Origin of the sequence: Plantibacter sp. Leaf1, assembly GCF_001421315.1 — a bacterium.
Taxonomy (GTDB): domain Bacteria; phylum Actinomycetota; class Actinomycetes; order Actinomycetales; family Microbacteriaceae; genus Plantibacter.
This window is the reverse complement of the sequence record NZ_LMJX01000003.1, coordinates 597,730-613,776: the sequence shown is the minus strand read 5'-3', so window position 1 is coordinate 613,776 and position 16,047 is coordinate 597,730. Positions and strand designations below refer to the sequence as shown.

General features: G+C 69.3%; 19 protein-coding genes. 6 read left to right on the top strand and 13 right to left on the bottom strand.

Features of this window, described 5'->3' with window-relative positions; genetic code table 11:
• Positions 1-25: 25 nt before the first annotated feature.
• Genes rplT through infC form a run of 3 tightly spaced genes read right to left on the bottom strand, consistent with a single transcriptional unit; the run spans position 26 to position 1,276 of the window.
• Positions 26-412 carry a 50S ribosomal protein L20 gene (rplT, locus tag ASE44_RS16700; RefSeq protein ID WP_056012066.1) on the bottom strand — a complete coding sequence of 129 codons (387 nt, stop codon included), beginning with the start codon at positions 410-412 and terminating at the stop codon, positions 26-28.
• Positions 413-439: 27 nt separating this feature from the next.
• Complete coding sequence (gene rpmI, locus ASE44_RS16695; protein WP_056012069.1) at positions 440-634, bottom strand: 50S ribosomal protein L35; 195 nt, start codon at positions 632-634, stop codon at positions 440-442.
• Positions 635-649: 15 nt separating this feature from the next.
• On the bottom strand, positions 650-1,276 hold the full coding sequence (gene infC, locus ASE44_RS16690; protein ID WP_157580040.1) for a translation initiation factor IF-3: 627 nt from the start codon (positions 1,274-1,276) through the stop codon (positions 650-652).
• Positions 1,277-1,547: 271 nt separating this feature from the next.
• On the opposite strand from infC, the gene ASE44_RS16685 reads away from it, so the two are divergent.
• Entirely contained in the window at positions 1,548-1,919 is a 372-nt protein-coding gene (locus ASE44_RS16685) for a DUF1844 domain-containing protein (protein WP_056781934.1), read from the top strand.
• A gap of 47 nt (positions 1,920-1,966) precedes the next feature.
• Here the strand turns inward: ASE44_RS16685 and ASE44_RS16680 are convergent, their stop codons facing one another.
• From ASE44_RS16680 to hisB, 4 genes are all read right to left on the bottom strand, one after another.
• Complete coding sequence (locus ASE44_RS16680) at positions 1,967-2,776, bottom strand: SseB family protein (protein ID WP_056781932.1); 810 nt, start codon at positions 2,774-2,776, stop codon at positions 1,967-1,969.
• A complete protein-coding gene (gene priA, locus ASE44_RS16675) occupies positions 2,760-3,506 on the bottom strand; it encodes a bifunctional 1-(5-phosphoribosyl)-5-((5-phosphoribosylamino)methylideneamino)imidazole-4-carboxamide isomerase/phosphoribosylanthranilate isomerase PriA (protein WP_056781931.1) in 747 nt (248 codons plus the stop codon). Before priA ends, ASE44_RS16680 begins: the two co-directional genes overlap by 17 nt.
• A gap of 86 nt (positions 3,507-3,592) precedes the next feature.
• A complete protein-coding gene (gene hisH, locus ASE44_RS16670; RefSeq protein WP_056012079.1) occupies positions 3,593-4,228 on the bottom strand; it encodes an imidazole glycerol phosphate synthase subunit HisH in 636 nt (211 codons plus the stop codon).
• Positions 4,225-4,833, bottom strand: coding sequence for an imidazoleglycerol-phosphate dehydratase HisB (hisB, locus tag ASE44_RS16665; RefSeq protein WP_056012082.1), 609 nt, complete (start codon positions 4,831-4,833; stop codon positions 4,225-4,227). Before hisB ends, hisH begins: the two co-directional genes overlap by 4 nt.
• A 110-nt stretch (positions 4,834-4,943) precedes the next feature.
• On the opposite strand from hisB, the gene ASE44_RS16660 reads away from it, so the two are divergent.
• Both ASE44_RS16660 and sufU read left to right on the top strand, forming a co-directional pair.
• Positions 4,944-6,251 (top strand): SufS family cysteine desulfurase, encoded by a 1,308-nt coding sequence (locus ASE44_RS16660; protein ID WP_056781930.1) that lies wholly within the window; start codon positions 4,944-4,946, stop codon positions 6,249-6,251.
• Positions 6,248-6,685: a Fe-S cluster assembly sulfur transfer protein SufU gene (sufU, locus tag ASE44_RS16655; RefSeq protein ID WP_056012088.1), complete on the top strand. Its 438-nt coding sequence runs from the start codon at positions 6,248-6,250 to the stop codon at positions 6,683-6,685. The genes ASE44_RS16660 and sufU overlap by 4 nt, the downstream gene beginning before the upstream one ends.
• A gap of 42 nt (positions 6,686-6,727) precedes the next feature.
• Here sufU and ASE44_RS16650 read toward each other — a convergent pair whose 3' ends face one another.
• The gene (locus ASE44_RS16650; protein ID WP_056781929.1) at positions 6,728-7,807 is read right to left on the bottom strand and encodes a histidinol-phosphate transaminase; all 1,080 of its coding nucleotides are present in this window, start codon (positions 7,805-7,807) and stop codon (positions 6,728-6,730) included.
• A gap of 71 nt (positions 7,808-7,878) precedes the next feature.
• Complete coding sequence (locus tag ASE44_RS16645) at positions 7,879-8,271, bottom strand: LysM peptidoglycan-binding domain-containing protein (protein ID WP_056781928.1); 393 nt, start codon at positions 8,269-8,271, stop codon at positions 7,879-7,881.
• Between the two features lie 271 nt (positions 8,272-8,542).
• Between ASE44_RS16645 and lexA the strand changes: the two genes are divergently transcribed.
• Entirely contained in the window at positions 8,543-9,241 is a 699-nt protein-coding gene (gene lexA, locus ASE44_RS16640) for a transcriptional repressor LexA (protein ID WP_056012094.1), read from the top strand.
• A 160-nt stretch (positions 9,242-9,401) separates the two neighbouring features.
• Entirely contained in the window at positions 9,402-10,310 is a 909-nt protein-coding gene (locus ASE44_RS16635; protein ID WP_056781926.1) for a hypothetical protein, read from the top strand.
• A 30-nt stretch (positions 10,311-10,340) separates the two neighbouring features.
• Here ASE44_RS16635 and hflX read toward each other — a convergent pair whose 3' ends face one another.
• Positions 10,341-11,945 (bottom strand): GTPase HflX, encoded by a 1,605-nt coding sequence (hflX, locus tag ASE44_RS16630; RefSeq protein ID WP_235522672.1) that lies wholly within the window; start codon positions 11,943-11,945, stop codon positions 10,341-10,343.
• A 41-nt stretch (positions 11,946-11,986) separates the two neighbouring features.
• Here hflX and ASE44_RS16625 point away from each other — a divergent pair, with 41 nt between their 5' ends.
• Complete coding sequence (locus tag ASE44_RS16625) at positions 11,987-12,604, top strand: class I SAM-dependent methyltransferase (RefSeq protein ID WP_056781924.1); 618 nt, start codon at positions 11,987-11,989, stop codon at positions 12,602-12,604.
• Between the two features lie 9 nt (positions 12,605-12,613).
• On the opposite strand, the gene dapF is transcribed toward ASE44_RS16625, so the two are convergent.
• Genes dapF through miaB form a run of 3 tightly spaced genes read right to left on the bottom strand, consistent with a single transcriptional unit; the run spans position 12,614 to position 16,017 of the window.
• Entirely contained in the window at positions 12,614-13,495 is an 882-nt protein-coding gene (gene dapF / locus ASE44_RS16620; RefSeq protein ID WP_056781922.1) for a diaminopimelate epimerase, read from the bottom strand.
• A 9-nt stretch (positions 13,496-13,504) separates the two neighbouring features.
• Entirely contained in the window at positions 13,505-14,419 is a 915-nt protein-coding gene (gene miaA / locus ASE44_RS16615) for a tRNA (adenosine(37)-N6)-dimethylallyltransferase MiaA (protein ID WP_056781920.1), read from the bottom strand.
• Positions 14,416-16,017: a tRNA (N6-isopentenyl adenosine(37)-C2)-methylthiotransferase MiaB gene (miaB, locus tag ASE44_RS16610; protein WP_056781917.1), complete on the bottom strand. Its 1,602-nt coding sequence runs from the start codon at positions 16,015-16,017 to the stop codon at positions 14,416-14,418. The genes miaA and miaB overlap by 4 nt, the downstream gene beginning before the upstream one ends.
• Positions 16,018-16,047 lie beyond the last annotated feature (30 nt).

The window sequence follows — 16,047 nt, the reverse complement described above, 5'->3', positions numbered from 1 at the left end:
CCGAGGACGAGCGCAGGGCTTCCGACTAGGCGGAGACCTTCGGCGCCGAGGTGTCGGCGGGCAGCGCGGCCTTGGCCGAGGCGACGAGCGCCGCGAACGTGGCGGGCTCGTGCACGGCGAGCTCGGCGAGCATGCGACGGTCGACCTCGATACCGGCGAGGCCGAGACCCTGGATGAAGCGGTTGTACGTCATGCCGTTGGCGCGCGACGCAGCGTTGATGCGCTGGATCCAGAGGCGACGGAAGTCACCCTTGCGCGCACGACGGTCACGGTACGAGTAGACGAGGGAGTGAGTGACCTGCTCCTTGGCCTTGCGGTACAGACGCGAACGCTGACCGCGGTAACCGGCGGCGCGCTCGAGGATGACGCGACGCTTCTTGTGAGCGTTGACCGCCCTTTTGACTCTTGCCATGTTCCTAGTTCCTTACGGGTAAACGGTCTAGCGACCGAGCAGCTTCTTCATGACCTTGGCGTCGGCGGGCGCCAGCACCTGGTCCTGGTTCAGGCGACGGGTGCGACGGCTGGACTTGCTCTCCAGGTTGTGTCGCATACCGGCCTGCTGCTTCATCAGCTTGCCGCTGCCGGTGACCTTGAATCGCTTCTTGGCCCCGGAGTGGGTCTTCTGCTTCGGCATGGGATTCCTCGTTTCTTATCGGTTCTCGTCGGTGGATGACTCCACCGGAGCAGCCTCGGAGGCTTCGTCGGCTTCAGCCGGACGTGCCTTCGATGCCGCACGTTGTGCGTTGGCTTCGGCCTTGGCCTCGGACTTGTTCTTGAGTGGCCCGACGACCATCACCATGTTGCGGCCGTCGACCATCGGGGTGGACTCGACGGTGCCCCACTCGGACACGTCCTCGGCGAACTTCTGGAGCAGGCGGACGCCCTGCTCTGGGCGGGACTGCTCGCGGCCGCGGAACTGGATCATGGCTTTCACCTTGTCGCCGGCCTTGAGGAAGCCCTCAGCGCGCTTGCGCTTGGTCTCGTAGTCGTGCTGATCGATCTTGAGGCGGAACCGGACCTCTTTGAGGATGGTGTTCGCCTGGTTGCGCCGGGCCTCTTTGGCCTTCTGCGCAGCCTCGTACTTGAACTTGCCGTAGTCCATGATCTTCGCGACGGGCGGCTTGGAGTTGGGTGCGACCTCGACGAGGTCGAGATCCGCTTCCTGCGCGAGGCGAAGGGCGACCTCGATTTTGACGACGCCGACCTGTTCTCCGCCGGGACCGACGAGTCGGACCTCCGGGACGCGGATACGGTCATTGGTACGGGGATCGCTGATGCGGAGCTCCTCTGACTGGGTGGGATGCCACACGGCAGGTCCGATACCTGCGACGCGACGAATTCGGTTCACCACACACCCGTACCCCCGAACGGTGTCCGTGAACACCGTGCCGGAAGGCACCACGCCCTTGCTACCCGAAGCCGTGAAGCGTCGGGCGGAGCGTGACAACCCGGTAACCTAATGAAGCGGTCAAGCGCGGGTGGGAGAATCTCCTCTTTCGTACCGAGACATGTCTCGGAGCACCGCACGAGTCTAACAGAGGATCCACGTGAACAACACCACCAGCCCCTACGACCACGACGACGAGTCGGGAGGAGCCGATCAGGCCACCCGCGACATCGCGGACGTCCCAGCCGTCGAGGTCATCACCACCGCCGCCGTGCACCTCATGAGCGCCGCAGCGGTCAAGTGCGGCCTCGCCGACGCCCCCGACGCCCAGACCGACCTCGACGAGGCGCGGAAGCTCATCAACGCCCTCGCCGGCCTCATCACCGCGGGAGCGTCGGAGATCAGCGACATGCACGCCCGTTCGCTGCGCGACGGCCTGCGTTCGCTGCAGCTCGCCTTCCGGGAGGCCTCGACCATCCAGGACCCCATCGGCAAGGGGCCCGGCGAGAAGTGGACCGGCCCGGTCACCTGATCCGGTTCCCGCCTCGCCGGCCGGAGGACGGTCGGCGAGCGGGACGGTCAGTCTGCGGGACGGAGTGAAACGGCGAGTGAATCCACCCGGGTGGCGATCGTCTCGTCGGCGGCCCACCGCTGGGCGAGACGGGCGAGCACCGCGTCGAGTTCCTGCTGGGTCAGGCCCTGCAGCAGTCCGAGTTCGACCACGAGCTCGGATCCGGCCAGCTTCGCGTCGGGATCACCGGCACGCAGCCGCACGGTCACGACCGCGAGTTCCGGTTCGATCGACCGCTCGAACGCCTGCCGCACCGCCGCATCGCTGAAGCTGGGCGTCCACGGCTGTGACTGCGCGATCGCCCAGAGCGCCGGCCGCCGGATGGCGAACTCCGTCGTCGACGTCGGATCGAGCACCACGACGTCGGTCTGCTCACTGGCCGCGGCCAGCGCGACCCGGACGCCATCGGCGGGGATCGGCCGGGCCGTGCCGTTCCAGGCTGACATGGCACCCACCGAGCTGAACACCGGGAGGACGGTCCGACCGTCAGGTCCGGTCACGGTCACGATCGACAGCTCCTGCGACTTGTCCACCAACTGCCCCTGCTCGTTGCTCCCGGCTTCGCCGAGGTGCGCCACGAGCGGGATGAGCAGTCGTGAGTCCCGGAAGGCGTCGACGACCTCCGCCTCACCGACCTCGCCGGCGCGGAACCGCCGCAGGGACTCGATCAGGCGTTCCGGCGCGCTGCCGTCGTCGCCCGAGCTCGCGTTCTGCTGGAACCGTCGACCGGCCCAGGGCTGGCCCGCGGAATCGGCGCCACCCGGCGTCGGGTGGTGGTGACGGTCGGGCGCAGGACCGTCTTCAGCTGCCGGAGACATCCAGCGCCTCGGCCAGGGTGAAGGCACCGTTGTACAGCGCCTTGCCGATGATCGCCCCTTCGAGGCCGAACGGGACGAGCTCGCGCAGGGCGACCAGGTCGTCGAGGCTCGAGATCCCGCCGGAGGCCACGACCGGACGGTCGGTGCGGTCGATCACCTGTCGGAGCAGCTCGATGTTCGGGCCCTGCATCGTCCCGTCCTTGGTCACGTCGGTCACGACGTACCTGGCGCAACCCGCCTCCTCGAGGCGGTCGAGCACGGTCCAGAGGTCGCCGGCGTCCTGCGTCCAACCACGGGCCGCGAGGGTCGTCCCCCGGACGTCGAGACCGACGGCGATCGCCTCGCCGTACTGGGCGATCACACTCGCCGCCCATTCGGGGTTCTCGAGCGCCGCGGTTCCGAGGTTCACGCGCTTGACGCCCGTCTCCAGCGCCTGCTCCAGGGAGGCGTCGTCGCGGATGCCACCGGAGAGTTCGATGTTCACCCCGCGCGCCTTCGAGATCACCTTCCGGATGATCGCACGGTTGTCGCCCCGGCCGAACGCGGCGTCGAGGTCGACGAGGTGGATCCACTCAGCGCCCTGACGGGCCCAGTCCAGAGCCGCATCGACGGGTTCCCCGTAGTTGGTCTCGGAGCCGGCCTCGCCGCGCGTCAAGCGGACGGCCTTCCCGTCCACGATGTCGATCGCCGGCAGCAGGGTGAGGCCGGCCGTCGTGTTGAACTCGTTCATGATCCACCGTCTCTTCGGAAGCTGCGAGCCCGTCGGGCGTCGGCGCACAGGATGCCTCGTGGCACAAACACCTGATCCTAGTCGGGCTACAGGGTGCCGAGCCAGTTGGACAGGAGGCGGATGCCGGCGGCGCCCGACTTCTCGGGGTGGAACTGCGTCGCCGACAGCGGACCGTTCTCGACGGCGGCCAGGAAGGGCGCCCCGTGGGTCGCCCAGGTCAGACGCGGCTCGGGGAACGGCGGCATGACCTCCAGGGTCCACGACTGGGCCGCGTAGGAGTGGACGAAGTAGAACCGCTCGTCGGCGAGGCCGTCGAAGAGGACCGAGCCGGCGTCGGGCGCGACCGTGTTCCAGCCCATGTGGGGCAGCACCGGTGCGGTGAGTTCGGTGACGGCGCCCGGCCACTCGCCGAGCCCCTCGGCCTCGGAACCGCGCTCCACCCCGCGCTCGAACATGACCTGCATGCCCACGCAGATGCCGAGGACCGGTCGGCCTCCGGCGAGACGGCGGTCGATGACCTCGTCGCCGTGCGAGGAACGCAGTGCGCCGATGACCGCGTCGAAGGCGCCGACACCCGGAACGACGAGGCCGTCGGCGGCCTGGGCGGCCTTGCGGTCCCCCGTCAGGACGACGTCGGCGCCGGCGAGCTCGAGCGCCTTCACGGCGGAGTGGACGTTGCCGGAACCGTAGTCGAGGACGACCACCGAGGGGCGGGCCGTCACAGGGAGCCCTTCGTCGAGGGGATGCCCTGCACCAACGGGTCCAGGGCCTTCGCCTGGCGGAACGCACGCGCGAAGGCCTTGAACTCCGCCTCGGCGATGTGGTGCGGGTCGCGGCCGGCGAGCACGTTGACGTGCACCGTGAGACCGGCGTTGAAGGTGATCGCCTCGAAGACGTGACGCACCATCGACCCGGTGAAGTGTCCGCCGATCAGGTGGAACTCGAACCCGGCCGGCTCACCCCCGTGGACGAGGTACGGGCGGCCGGAGATGTCGACGACAGCCTGGACGAGCGCCTCGTCGAGCGGCACGAGTGCGTCCCCGTAGCGCGAGATCCCCGACTTGTCGCCGAGCGCCTGGCGGATCGCCTGCCCGAGGGCGATGCCGACGTCCTCGACCGTGTGGTGGACGTCGATGTCGACGTCGCCGGTCGCGCGCACGGTCAGGTCCGTCAGCGAGTGCTTCGCGAACGCCGTGAGCAGGTGGTTGTAGAACGGGACGGAGGTCTCGATGCTGCTGGTACCGGTGCCGTCGAGGTCCAGTTCCAGCTCGATGCTGGATTCGCTCGTCGAGCGCTGGATCCGGGCCGTTCGCTGCTGCGTGGTCATGCGTTCCAGTGTATCGACGGTGCGAGCGCAGCACGCCGTGTGTCGGACGACGGTGGTCGTCGCGTCATCCGGGAGCAGCCGTCCGACACGACGCCTATCGTTGAGAGGTCATGACTTCCTCACTCAGCACCACGCCGGCCGCCGCTCTCGACCAGGCGGAGATCGCCGCACTCCGGGAGCGGTTCCCGATCCTCGCCCGCGAGATGAACGGGCACCCGCTCGTGTACCTGGACTCGGGCGCCACCTCCCAGCGCCCGACCGAGGTCCTCGACGCCGAACGGCACTTCGCGACCCACGAGAACGCGGCGGTCCACCGAGGCGCCCATCTCCTGGCCGCGGAGGCGACCGAATCCTTCGAGGACGCCCGGGCGACCGTCGCCGGATTCATCGGTGCGGACGAGCGCGAACTCGTGTGGACATCCGGTGCCACAGCGGCCCTCAACATCATCGCCGGGGCCATCGGGAACGCGAGCGCCGGACTCGGCGGCGCAGCGGCCGAGCGGTTCCGCCTCGGGCCCGGCGACGAGATCGTCGTCACGGAACTCGAACACCACGCGAACCTCATCCCCTGGCAGCAACTCGCCGCACGGACGGGCGCCACCCTCCGTCATCTGCCCGTCGACGACGACGGCGTCCTCTCCACGGACCACGCCGCCGCCGTCATCGGCGAACGCACGCGGATCCTCGCCTTCGCGCACGTGTCCAACGTGACCGGCGCGATCGCCCCCGTCGCGGAGCTCGTCGCCCTCGCCCAGCGCGTCGGCGCGCTCACGGTGCTCGACGCCTGCCAGTCGGTGCCGCACCTCCCGGTCGACGTCACGGCGCTCGGCGTCGACTTCCTGGTGTTCTCCGGCCACAAGATGCTGGGGCCGAACGGCATCGGAGCCCTCTGGGGCCGCCGTGCGTTGCTCGACGCGCTTCCCCCCTTCCTCACCGGCGGGTCGATGATCACGACCGTCACCCTCGAAGGTGCCGAGTTCCTGCCGGCGCCCCAGCGGTTCGAGGCCGGGACCCAGCCGGTCTCGCAGGCGATCGCCCTCGCGAGCGCGGTCCGGTTCCTGCAGGACGTCGGCATGGACCGCATCCACGCCACCGAGGCCGCGTACGGCCGCCGGCTCGCGGCCGGACTCGCCGCCGTCCCCGGGGTCCGTCTGATCGGCCCTCCTCCGGGCTCTCCCCGTGCCGGTCTCGCGAGTTTCGAGGTCGCGGGTGTGCACGCGCACGACGTCGGGCAGTTCTTCGACGATCGCGGGATCGCCGTGCGCGTGGGGCACCACTGTGCCCAGCCGCTGCACCGCAGGCTCGGCCTGACGGCTTCGACGCGCGCCAGCAGCTACCTCTACACGCTCGAGTCCGAGATCGACGCGTTCCTGGACGCCGCCGCACTCGTCGGTCCGTTCTTCGGAGTTAGCCGATGAGCGGTCTCGAGAGTCTGTACCAGGAGCTCATCCTCGACCACGCCCGACAGCGGCACGGGTTCGGGCTGCAGGACGCGCCCGCAGCCGAATCGCATCAGCTCAACCCCACCTGCGGCGACGAGGTGACCCTGCAGCTCCACCTCGAGTCCGACGGCAGCCTCCGGGCGATCGCCTGGGAAGGGCACGGCTGCTCGATCTCCCAGGCGTCCAGTTCCTGCCTGAGCGACCTCGCGCCCGGCCTCACCCCCGGCGAGCTGCAGACGCTCATCGACGAGTTCCGCACGGTCATCCGCTCGCGCGGCACCCTGCAGTTCGACGAGGAACGCTTCGGCGACGCCGCGGCGTTCGGAGGCGTCTCGCGCTACATCGCACGCGTCAAGTGCGCGATGCTGCCCTGGGTCGCCGCCGAGGAGGCCGTCTCGCGGCTTCCGTGAGCGGAGCCGGCGCGCGGGACACCCGCACGCCGGTCGAGGGCACTACGCCGGACTGATGGCGGCCAGCGCCTCCAGGAACGCGGTCGTCTCCGCCTCCGTACCGGCGGTGACCCGCAGGTGGTTCGGGATGCCGACGTCGCGGATGAGGACGCCCCTCGCCAGCAGCGCCTCGAAGGCGGCGTGGGGGTCGGCGACACCGCCGAAGAGGACGAAGTTCGAGCCGCTCCGCTTCGGGTCGTAGCCGAGGCGCGTCAGTTCCACCACGAGGCGATCCCGCTGGGTGCGGATGTCGTCGACCATCGCCAGCATCTCGTCGGCGTGCCGCAGCGCGGCGGTTGCGGCGGCCTGCGTCAGCGCACTCAGGTGATACGGCAGCCGCACGAGTCGGAGCGCGTCCACGACGGCCGGGTCTGCGGCCAGGTAGCCGAGCCGGACACCCGCGAAGGCGAACGCCTTGCTCATCGTCCGCGACACGATGAGCCGGGGCCGACCCTCGAGCAGGCGCAGGGCGCTCGCCTCGTCATCGTGGGCGAACTCCGCGTACGCCTCGTCGACGACGACCATGCCGCGCGACGCCTCGTACACCGCGGCGACGGTCTCGAGCGAGAGCGGCGTGCCGGTCGGGTTGTTCGGCGAGCACAGGAACACGAGGTCGGGATCAGCCGCCTTCACCTGCCGGGCGGCCGTCTCCGGTGAGAGTTCGAACTCCGGGTCGCGTTCCGCCGGGATCCACGTCGTGCCGACGCCCGCTGCGAGCAACGGGTACATCGAATACGTCGGGACGAATCCGAGCAGCGAACGACCCGGTCCGCCGAACGCCTGCAGGATGTGCTGCAGGACCTCGTTCGAACCGTTGCCCGCCCAGATCTGCTCCGGCGCGACGCCGTGACCCAGATACCCGGCCAAGGCCTCCCTGAGGACCGTGAACTCGCGGTCCGGGTAGCGGTTGACGGTGAGGACAGCGGAGGCCAGGGAGGCGACGATGTCGTGCGCCACGGCCTCGGGGATGGGATGCGTGTTCTCGTTGACGTTCAGCGCCACGGGCACCTGCGCCTGGGGGGCCCCGTACGGACGCTGTCCTCGGAGGTCGTCGCGGATGGGGAGGTCGTCGAGAGCAGTCACCCGACAATCGTAGCCAGTCGTACCCCGCCGTCGACGCGCTCAGGGCCACTCACGAGCAGCTCGCGCCTGCCTTACTCCGCTGCGTATCGCTGCGGGATGGCCAGACGCTGCCCGGGCTCGATGCCGGCGGTGCTCAGCTGGTTCAGGTTCATGATCTCCGCGATCACGTCGCGAGGGTCCGCATCCGGGGCGATGGACTCGGCGAGCTGCCAGAGCGACTCACCCGGGTCGACCGTGATGTAGCTGAACGTCGTACCCGCCGCTGCGGTGTTGGCTGCCGCGCCACCGGCTGACAAGCCGACGACCGCGACGCCGATCACGAGTGGGATGGCGGCGAGCGTGGTGAAGACGACCCGCCCGCGTCGCGTCAGACGGAGCCGACGCGCTGGCCGCGCGTCCGACGTCGGTGCCTGCGCGGTGCGCGTGGAAACCGTTGCGTGTGACCCGATCAGTGCTGCGCTCATGTCAACCCTCCAAGTGTGTGCTCATCGTGCGATGAGGACTCGTATCCGACCCTCGGCCGAGAGGGCCGGATACGAACCTGTGTTCCGAATATATCTTCGATTGTTCGAATACTCAACCCTGTGTTCGCACCTTCGCGCCGGGAAATCGACGACACGCTCGAACAGATGTTTGTCTGGTCGAGCTGGTGCGGATACAGTTTCGAGTGTTGGAAGCAGTACACCACCACCCACCGACATCGGTCACCGACAGCCGATCAGGGCAGGAGCGAAGATGGCAGCGAACACGGCGGGCGACGGCGCAAGGGAGCGTCAGGTCGGCGGCACTCGGCGGCGGAAGAGCCTCAGCGACAAGCAGCTGGCGATCCTCGACGTCATCCAGCGCTCTGTCTCGCAGCGGGGCTACCCGCCGAGCATGCGTGAGATCGGGGACGCCGTCGGGCTCGCCTCCCTCTCGAGCGTGACGCACCAACTCGGCCAGCTCGAACTGAGCGGGTACCTCCGGCGCGACCCCAACCGCCCCCGCGCCATCGAGGTCCTCATCGACCTTCCGAGCGCCGTGGAGGGCAGCGACCCCGACACTGCTCCCCCGGTCGGTGACGCGGCGATGGTGCCGCTCGTCGGGCGGATCGCGGCCGGCATCCCCATCACGGCCGAGCAGCAGGTCGAAGAGATCTTCCCCCTGCCACGCCAACTGGTCGGGAAGGGCAGTCTCTTCATGCTGAAGGTCGTCGGCGACTCCATGGTCGACGCCGCCATCTGCGACGGTGACTGGGTCGTCATCCGTGAACAGAAGACCGCGGAGAACGGTGAGATCGTCGCCGCCATGCTCGACGAGGAGGCGACGGTGAAGGTGTTCCGTCAGCGCGACGGTCACACCTGGCTCCTCCCCCGCAACTCGGCGTTCGAGCCCATCCTCGGCGACCACGCCGAGGTGCTGGGCAAGGTCGTCGCGGTACTCCGGACCGTCTGACGTCACCCCACTCGACGGACACGGGCCGGGACGATCAGACGGTCGCCCCGGCCCGTGTCCGTCTGTGCCGTGACGCTCGGTTCAGCGCTGCCGAACTCGGCCTGAGTGCGGCGCACAGTGAGGTGTTCCCAATCCCGCGCCCTGGTCCTACGCTGAACGCATGGACGCCGGCCTGAATGCTCGCGCCAGCCGGTCGTCCCGTCGCGTGGGCGTCCTGAGCGCGTCCTCGCTCCTGTGCATCGCCATTCTGGCGGGATGCTCGCCTGCACCCGACGGCACCTCGACGACGACGGCCGTTCCGACCGGCGTCTCCGTGCAGCTGGGTCAGAACCGCGATCAGTACGCCGGCCGTTCCGCGATCGTCCGGATTGAGAACGGGAGCGAGGACGACCTCGTCATCGTCGGCCTGGAGGTCTCGGGGTCCGCCTTCACGGCGACCACCGACCGGGACCGGGCCTCAGCCGTGCCAGCGGGGCAGACGAAGGATCTGTCCGTCGAGCTTCCCCCGGCTGCCTGCGGCACGGCTGCGTCAGATCTTCGGGCCGACGTCACCCTGCACCTCGAGGACGGTGCTGTGATCGCGATCACGGCAGTGGCCGACCCCACCGCGGTCCTGCCCCGTCTGCACGGAGCCGAGTGCACCGTGGTGGGCGTCGACCGCATCGCGGACGTCACCGCAGAGTCCTCCGTGCGACTCGAGGGCTCCGGGCCGTCGACCGTCGCGGTCCTGACGATCAGCGTCACGCCCACCGGCCGGCGCGGACGCCTCGACCTGGTCGAGCTGCGGTCCACGGTGCTCCTCAAACCGGCACCCGACGCGTCGACGCCGACCGACGCTTCGGCGTGGCCGCTCGACCGCACCGTCGATGCGACCAGTGGTCCTAAGTCGATCGACGTCCGCATCGTGCCGACGCGATGCGACCCGCACGCCCTCGCGGAGGACAAGGTCGGGACACGCTTCCCGCTCGTGGTGCGCATCGACGGTGGACCGGAAGCGGTCATGACGCTCCCGTTGCCTGCAGCCACCGCCACCGCACTCAAGGACGCCGTCCGGATCCGCTGCGGCTGAATCCCAGCCGACACGGCGGACGGCCGGGCCTCAGGAGGTGACGGCCGGCGCCGGGAGGATCTCGGCGAACGGCGCGAGCGCGGCTGCGACCTCGGCACCGACGAGGGCGTGCACGATGGTCCCGCGCTCGTCGTAGTCCGTCGACAACACCTTGCCGCGTTCGTGCAGCAAGGTGACCAGGTCGCCCCGGTCGAACGGGACGAGCACGTTGACCTCGTTGCTCGGCGACGGGATCAGCGCCTCGATGCGCTCCATCAGTTCGTCGATCCCGACGCCCGTCCTCGCGGAGACGAACACGGCGTCCGGGACCAGACCGCGCAGGACGAGGAGCTGTCCGTCATCGACGAGGTCGGCCTTGTTGAACACGACCAGTTCCGGGATGTGGCGCGCGCCGACCTCACCGATCACGTCGCGGACGGTGGCGATCTGACCCGCCGGGTCGGGATGCGCGGCATCCACGACGTGCACGATGACGTCGCTGTCGGCGACCTCCTCGAGCGTCGACCGGAAGGCCTCGACCAGCTGGTGCGGCAGGTTGCGGACGAAGCCGACGGTGTCGGCGAGCGTGTACTCGCGCCCGTCGGCGGTCTCGTTGCGTCGGACGGTCGCGTCGAGCGTCGCGAACAGGGAGTTCTCGACGAGGACGCCGGCCTTCGTGATGCGGTTGAGCAGACTGGACTTCCCGGCGTTCGTGTACCCCGCGATCGCGACCGACGGCACGGTGTTGCGTCGTCGGTTCGCCCGCTTCGCCTCGCGCGCCGGCTTCATCGCGGTGATCGACTTGCGCAGCTTCGCCATGCGGGTGTGGATGCGCCGGCGGTCGAGCTCGATCTTCGTCTCACCCGGCCCCCTCGATCCCATACCGGCGCCGGCACCACCGACCTGTCCACCGGCCTGACGGCTCATGGACTCACCCCAACCACGCAGGCGCGGGAGGAGGTACTCGAGTTGGGCCAGTTCGACCTGCGCCTTGCCCTCACGGCTCTTCGCGTGCTGGCTGAAGATGTCGAGGATGACGGCCGTGCGATCGATCACCTTGACGGCCACGGCGTCCTCGAGCGCTCGTCGCTGGCTCGGTGCGAGTTCGGTGTCGGCGATGACCGTGTCGGCGCCGAGCGCCTGCACGATCGCCTTCAGCTCCTGCGCCTTGCCGCGCCCGAGATAGGTGCTCGGGTCGGGGTGTGGCTTGCGCTGGAGCAATCCGTCGAGCACGACGGCCCCGGCGGTCTCGGCGAGAGCGGCGAGCTCGCGCAGCGAATTCTCCGCGTCGTGCAGCGCACCCTGTGGGTAGACACCGATGATCACGACGTTCTCGAGGCGGAGCTGGCGGTACTCGACCTCCGTGACATCCTCGAGCTCCGTCGAGAGCCCCGCGACGCGACGGAGGGCCTGGCGGTCCTCGCGGTCGAACTGCTCGCCGTCGTCGGACGAGCCACCCGTGGTGTCCGAGGTCTGCAGCGCGGCGGCACCGCTGCCGAACAGGGTGTGCCCGCTCGAGCGGGACGCGGCGCTCGTGAGCACCCGCGCCACCACGTCGTCGGGATCGGCCACCGAGACGTCGTCCGATCCGGCTCCTGGGTCGACATCGGCGTCGTCTGCGGGGTCGTGGGCTGCATCCATCGGTGGTCTACTCATCACGTTAACCCTACTTCCTCCTGGTCCGGTACCGTTCCTGTATGTCGAACGAGCACTACTTCACCGCCGAACCCGCGAGCGAGTTGCAGCTCAGACCGATCACCGCGAAGCTCGGCGGAGTCGACCGATCCCTGGTCTCGGCGAGCGGCATCTTCAGCCCCGGGCACCTCGACCAGGGCACGCTGGTGCTCCTCGCGAACACACCACCGCCCCCGGCGACAGGCGACCTCCTCGACATCGGATGCGGTTGGGGTCCGATCGCCCTGTCGCTCGCGCTCGCGTCACCGGAGGCGACCGTCTGGGCGGTCGACGTGAACCAGCGGGCGCTCCAGCTCACCCGCATCAACGCGGAGCGTCTCGGACTCGACAACATCCGCGCCGTCCTGCCGGAAGACGTGCCGGACGACATCCGGTTCGCGACCGTCTGGTCCAACCCACCGATCCGGGTCGGCAAGGACGAACTCCACCGACTGCTCATGCACTGGCTTCCACGACTCCAGGACGACGGTGACGCGTGGCTCGTCGTCCAGAAGAACCTCGGTTCCGACTCCCTGCAGAAGTGGCTCCAGGAGCAGCTGCCGGCGTCGTTCCACGTGGGCCGAGCGGCGATGGCCAAGGGCTTCCGGGTGCTGCACGCCAGACGGCGCGAACACCGCTGAGCGGCGTCGTCAGGCGAGCGTGATCGTGCCCGAGTAGACGAGCGTCGCGGGGCCGGCCAGCACGACGTGCTCGCCGTCCTCGCGCTGCACCATGCGGACCCCGAGCACACCGCCCGGGACCTCCACCCGCCAATCGTCGGGAGCTGCTGAGCCGGCCCAGTGCCGGAAGGCGAGCGCCGCGGCCGCGGTCCCGGTGCCGCAGCTCAGTGTCTCGCCGCTGCCCCGCTCGTGCACGCGCATCCGGATCCGTGCCACGCCGTCGGCGATGAGCGGCTCTCCGGGGAGCACCAGCTCGACGTTCGCACCCTGCGGCGGCGTGGGCTCGAGCTGGGGGACGTATTCCAGCTCCGCTCCATCGAGTTCCGCGGCGTCCGCCACCGCGACGACGATGTGCGGATTGCCGACGTCGATCCCGATGCCGGGTCGGGCGACGGGAAGCCCCTTCACCCGGACGAGCGTGTCCCGTTCGTCGAGGGACCAGCGGCCGAGGTCGACGGCGTACCCGAGCGGGTCGTACCCGATGGTCCGGACACCCGCGCGGGTGCCGATGGCGAGCTCCTCACCGCGGGCCAGGGTCACCAGACCGCGCTCGAGCAGGTAGTGCAGGAACACTCGGATCCCGTTGCCGCACATCTCGGCGACAGAGCCGTCCGCGTTGTGGTAATCCATGAACCACTCCGCTGAGGGATCGGCTGCCAGCGCTGCTGCGCCGACGTCGAGGTGCTCCGACCGCACTGCGCGGATCACGCCGTCGGCGCCGATCCCGAAGTGTCGGTCGCAGAGCGCCGCGATCTGTTGCGGGTCGAGCGGCTCTCGGCCGTCGGGATCGGAGTACAGCACGAAATCGTTGCCCGTACCGTGGCCCTTCGTGAAGGAGAGTGTCGACGCCATCCGACCAGTCTACGGGCGAGTCCGGCCGACGAACTCGTCCGCTTCGGCGCTCCCGCCCTCCACCCACTCGATGTCGGGATACCGCTTGAACCAGCTGACCTGCCGCCTGGCATAGCGTCTCGTGAGCCGCTGGGTCTCGGCGATCGCCTCCGGCTCGGTGAGTTCCGACCGGAGCTGCGCCGCCGCCTGGGCGTACCCGATGGCCCGGGCAGCGGTCACACCGCGCTCCAGCCCCTGCTCGAGGAGCGAGGCGGTCTCGTCGACGAGACCCGACGCCCACATCGCCTCGACGCGCCGGTCGAGCCTCGAGACCAGTTCCTCTCGCGGCGTGGAGACGCCGACGACCTCGACCGGTCGCCAGGGCGTCGGGCGTTCGGGCAGCGCCGCGCCGTGACCTCGCTCGGCGAGCTCATGTACCTCGAGCGCCCGGATGACGCGTCTGGCGTTCGCCACGTCGACCCGCTCCGCCGTCTCGGGGTCCGCTCGCCGAAGCCGCTCGACGAGTACCGCGATCCCCTCTCGTTCGAGGTCGTGCTCCAGCCGCTCCCGGACGCCCCGGTCGCGAGGGGGGAACCGGAAGTCGTGGATGACGCTGGACACGTACAGCCCCGAGCCACCCACCAGGATCGGCGTCACCCCACGGGCCAGGAGTCCGTCGATCACCGCGCGAGCCGTCGGCTGATACCAGGCGACGGACGCTTCCTCGGTGACGTCGAGCACGTCGAACAGGTGATGCGGGATCCCCCGGCGCTCGGCGAGCGGCAGCTTGGCAGTACCGATGTCCATGCCGCGGTAGAACTGCATGGCGTCGGCGTTCACGATCTCAGCGGGTCGACCGGCGTCCCGGAAGGCCGTCGCCAGATCGAGCGACAGCGCGGACTTCCCCGTCCCGGTCGCTCCGACGACCGCGAGGAAACCGGTCACCGACGTTCGCCGTCACTCGGGTCGTAGATGGGCGAGGTGGTCACCCCGGCGACCGGGGCCCCGACGCGGAGTCCGGGAAGTCCGAGCGACACCCGCCCGGGTTCACTCACCCCAGGGGTGGCCGGCACGCCGCAGGAGTCGGCCTGAGCGCGATCCCAGGCGTCTCCGGCCCGCGTGCGGCGGACGCGCAGCGGTGCGCCGGCCGGGGCGTCGGCGAGGAGATGGAACGATGCGGCTTCGGTGATGGTGACCGTGACGACGTCGCCCGGGCGCGGGACCTCGGATCCAGCTGGCACATCGAAGTGGACGAGCCGTGAATCCTCGGCCCGGCCGCTCAGCCGATGCGTCGTGTCGTTCTTGCGACCTTCACCGACGGCGACGAGCAATTCGACCTGTCGGCCCACCTGCCGCTGGTTCTCCTCCAAGCTGATCCGGTCCTGCAGCGCGACGAGTCGTTCGTACCGCTCCTGCACGACGGCCTTCGGCACCTGGTCGGGCATGGTTGCCGCGGGTGTCCCCGCCCGGATGGAGTACTGGAACGTGAACGCACTCGCGAAGCGTGCGGCCTCCACCACCCGCAGCGTCTCCAGGAAGTCCGCTTCGGTCTCGCCGGGGAACCCGACGATGATGTCGGTGGAGATCGTCGCGTGCGGGATCCGTGCGCGGACCCGGTCGAGGATGCCGAGGAACCGTTCGGACCGGTACGAGCGACGCATGGCTTTGAGGATGCGGTCGGATCCCGACTGGAGGGGCATGTGCAGCTGCGGCATGACGTTCGCCGTCTCCGCCATCGCGTCGATGACGTCGTCGGTGAACGCCGCGGGGTGCGGACTGGTGAAGCGGACCCGTTCGAGCCCCTCGATCGTCCCCGCCGCGCGCAGCAGCTTTCCGAACGCCTGTCGATCGCCGAATTCGACCCCGTAGGAGTTCACGTTCTGGCCGAGGAGGGTGACCTCGATCGCGCCGTCGTCGACGAGGGCCCGCAGCTCGCCGAGGATCTCCCCCGGACGTCGGTCCTTCTCCTTGCCTCGGAGGGACGGCACGATGCAGAAGGTGCATGTGTTGTTGCAGCCGACGGAGATCGACACCCAGCCGCTGTAACTGGAGTCCCGCTTCGTGGGGAGCGTGGACGGGAAGGTGTCGAGGGACTCGAGGATCTCCAGCTGGGCTTCGTCGTTGTGTCGAGCCCGTTCGAGCAGGCTCGGAAGCGACCCCATGTTGTGGGTGCCGAAGACGACGTCCACCCACGGTGCCTTCTTGAGGATGACGTCTTTGTCCTTCTGCGCCAGACATCCACCGACGGCGATCTGCATGCCGTCGCGCTGCTTCTTGATGGACGCCAGGTGCCCGAGATTGCCGTACAACTTGTTGTCGGCGTTCTCACGCACAGCACAGGTGTTGATGACGACGATGTCGGCCTGCTCACCATCGGCCTTGACGTATCCGGCCGCTTCGAGGGAGCCACTCAACCGTTCGGAATCGTGCACGTTCATCTGGCAGCCGTACGTGCGGACCTCGTAACTCCGCTGCCGACCGGCTTCGTCGAACGCTGCGGGAGAGGCGCTGATGACCGTGGGGGTCTCGACGATGCTGCTCATACCAGCAGTCTACGCGCGGGCTGGAGCACG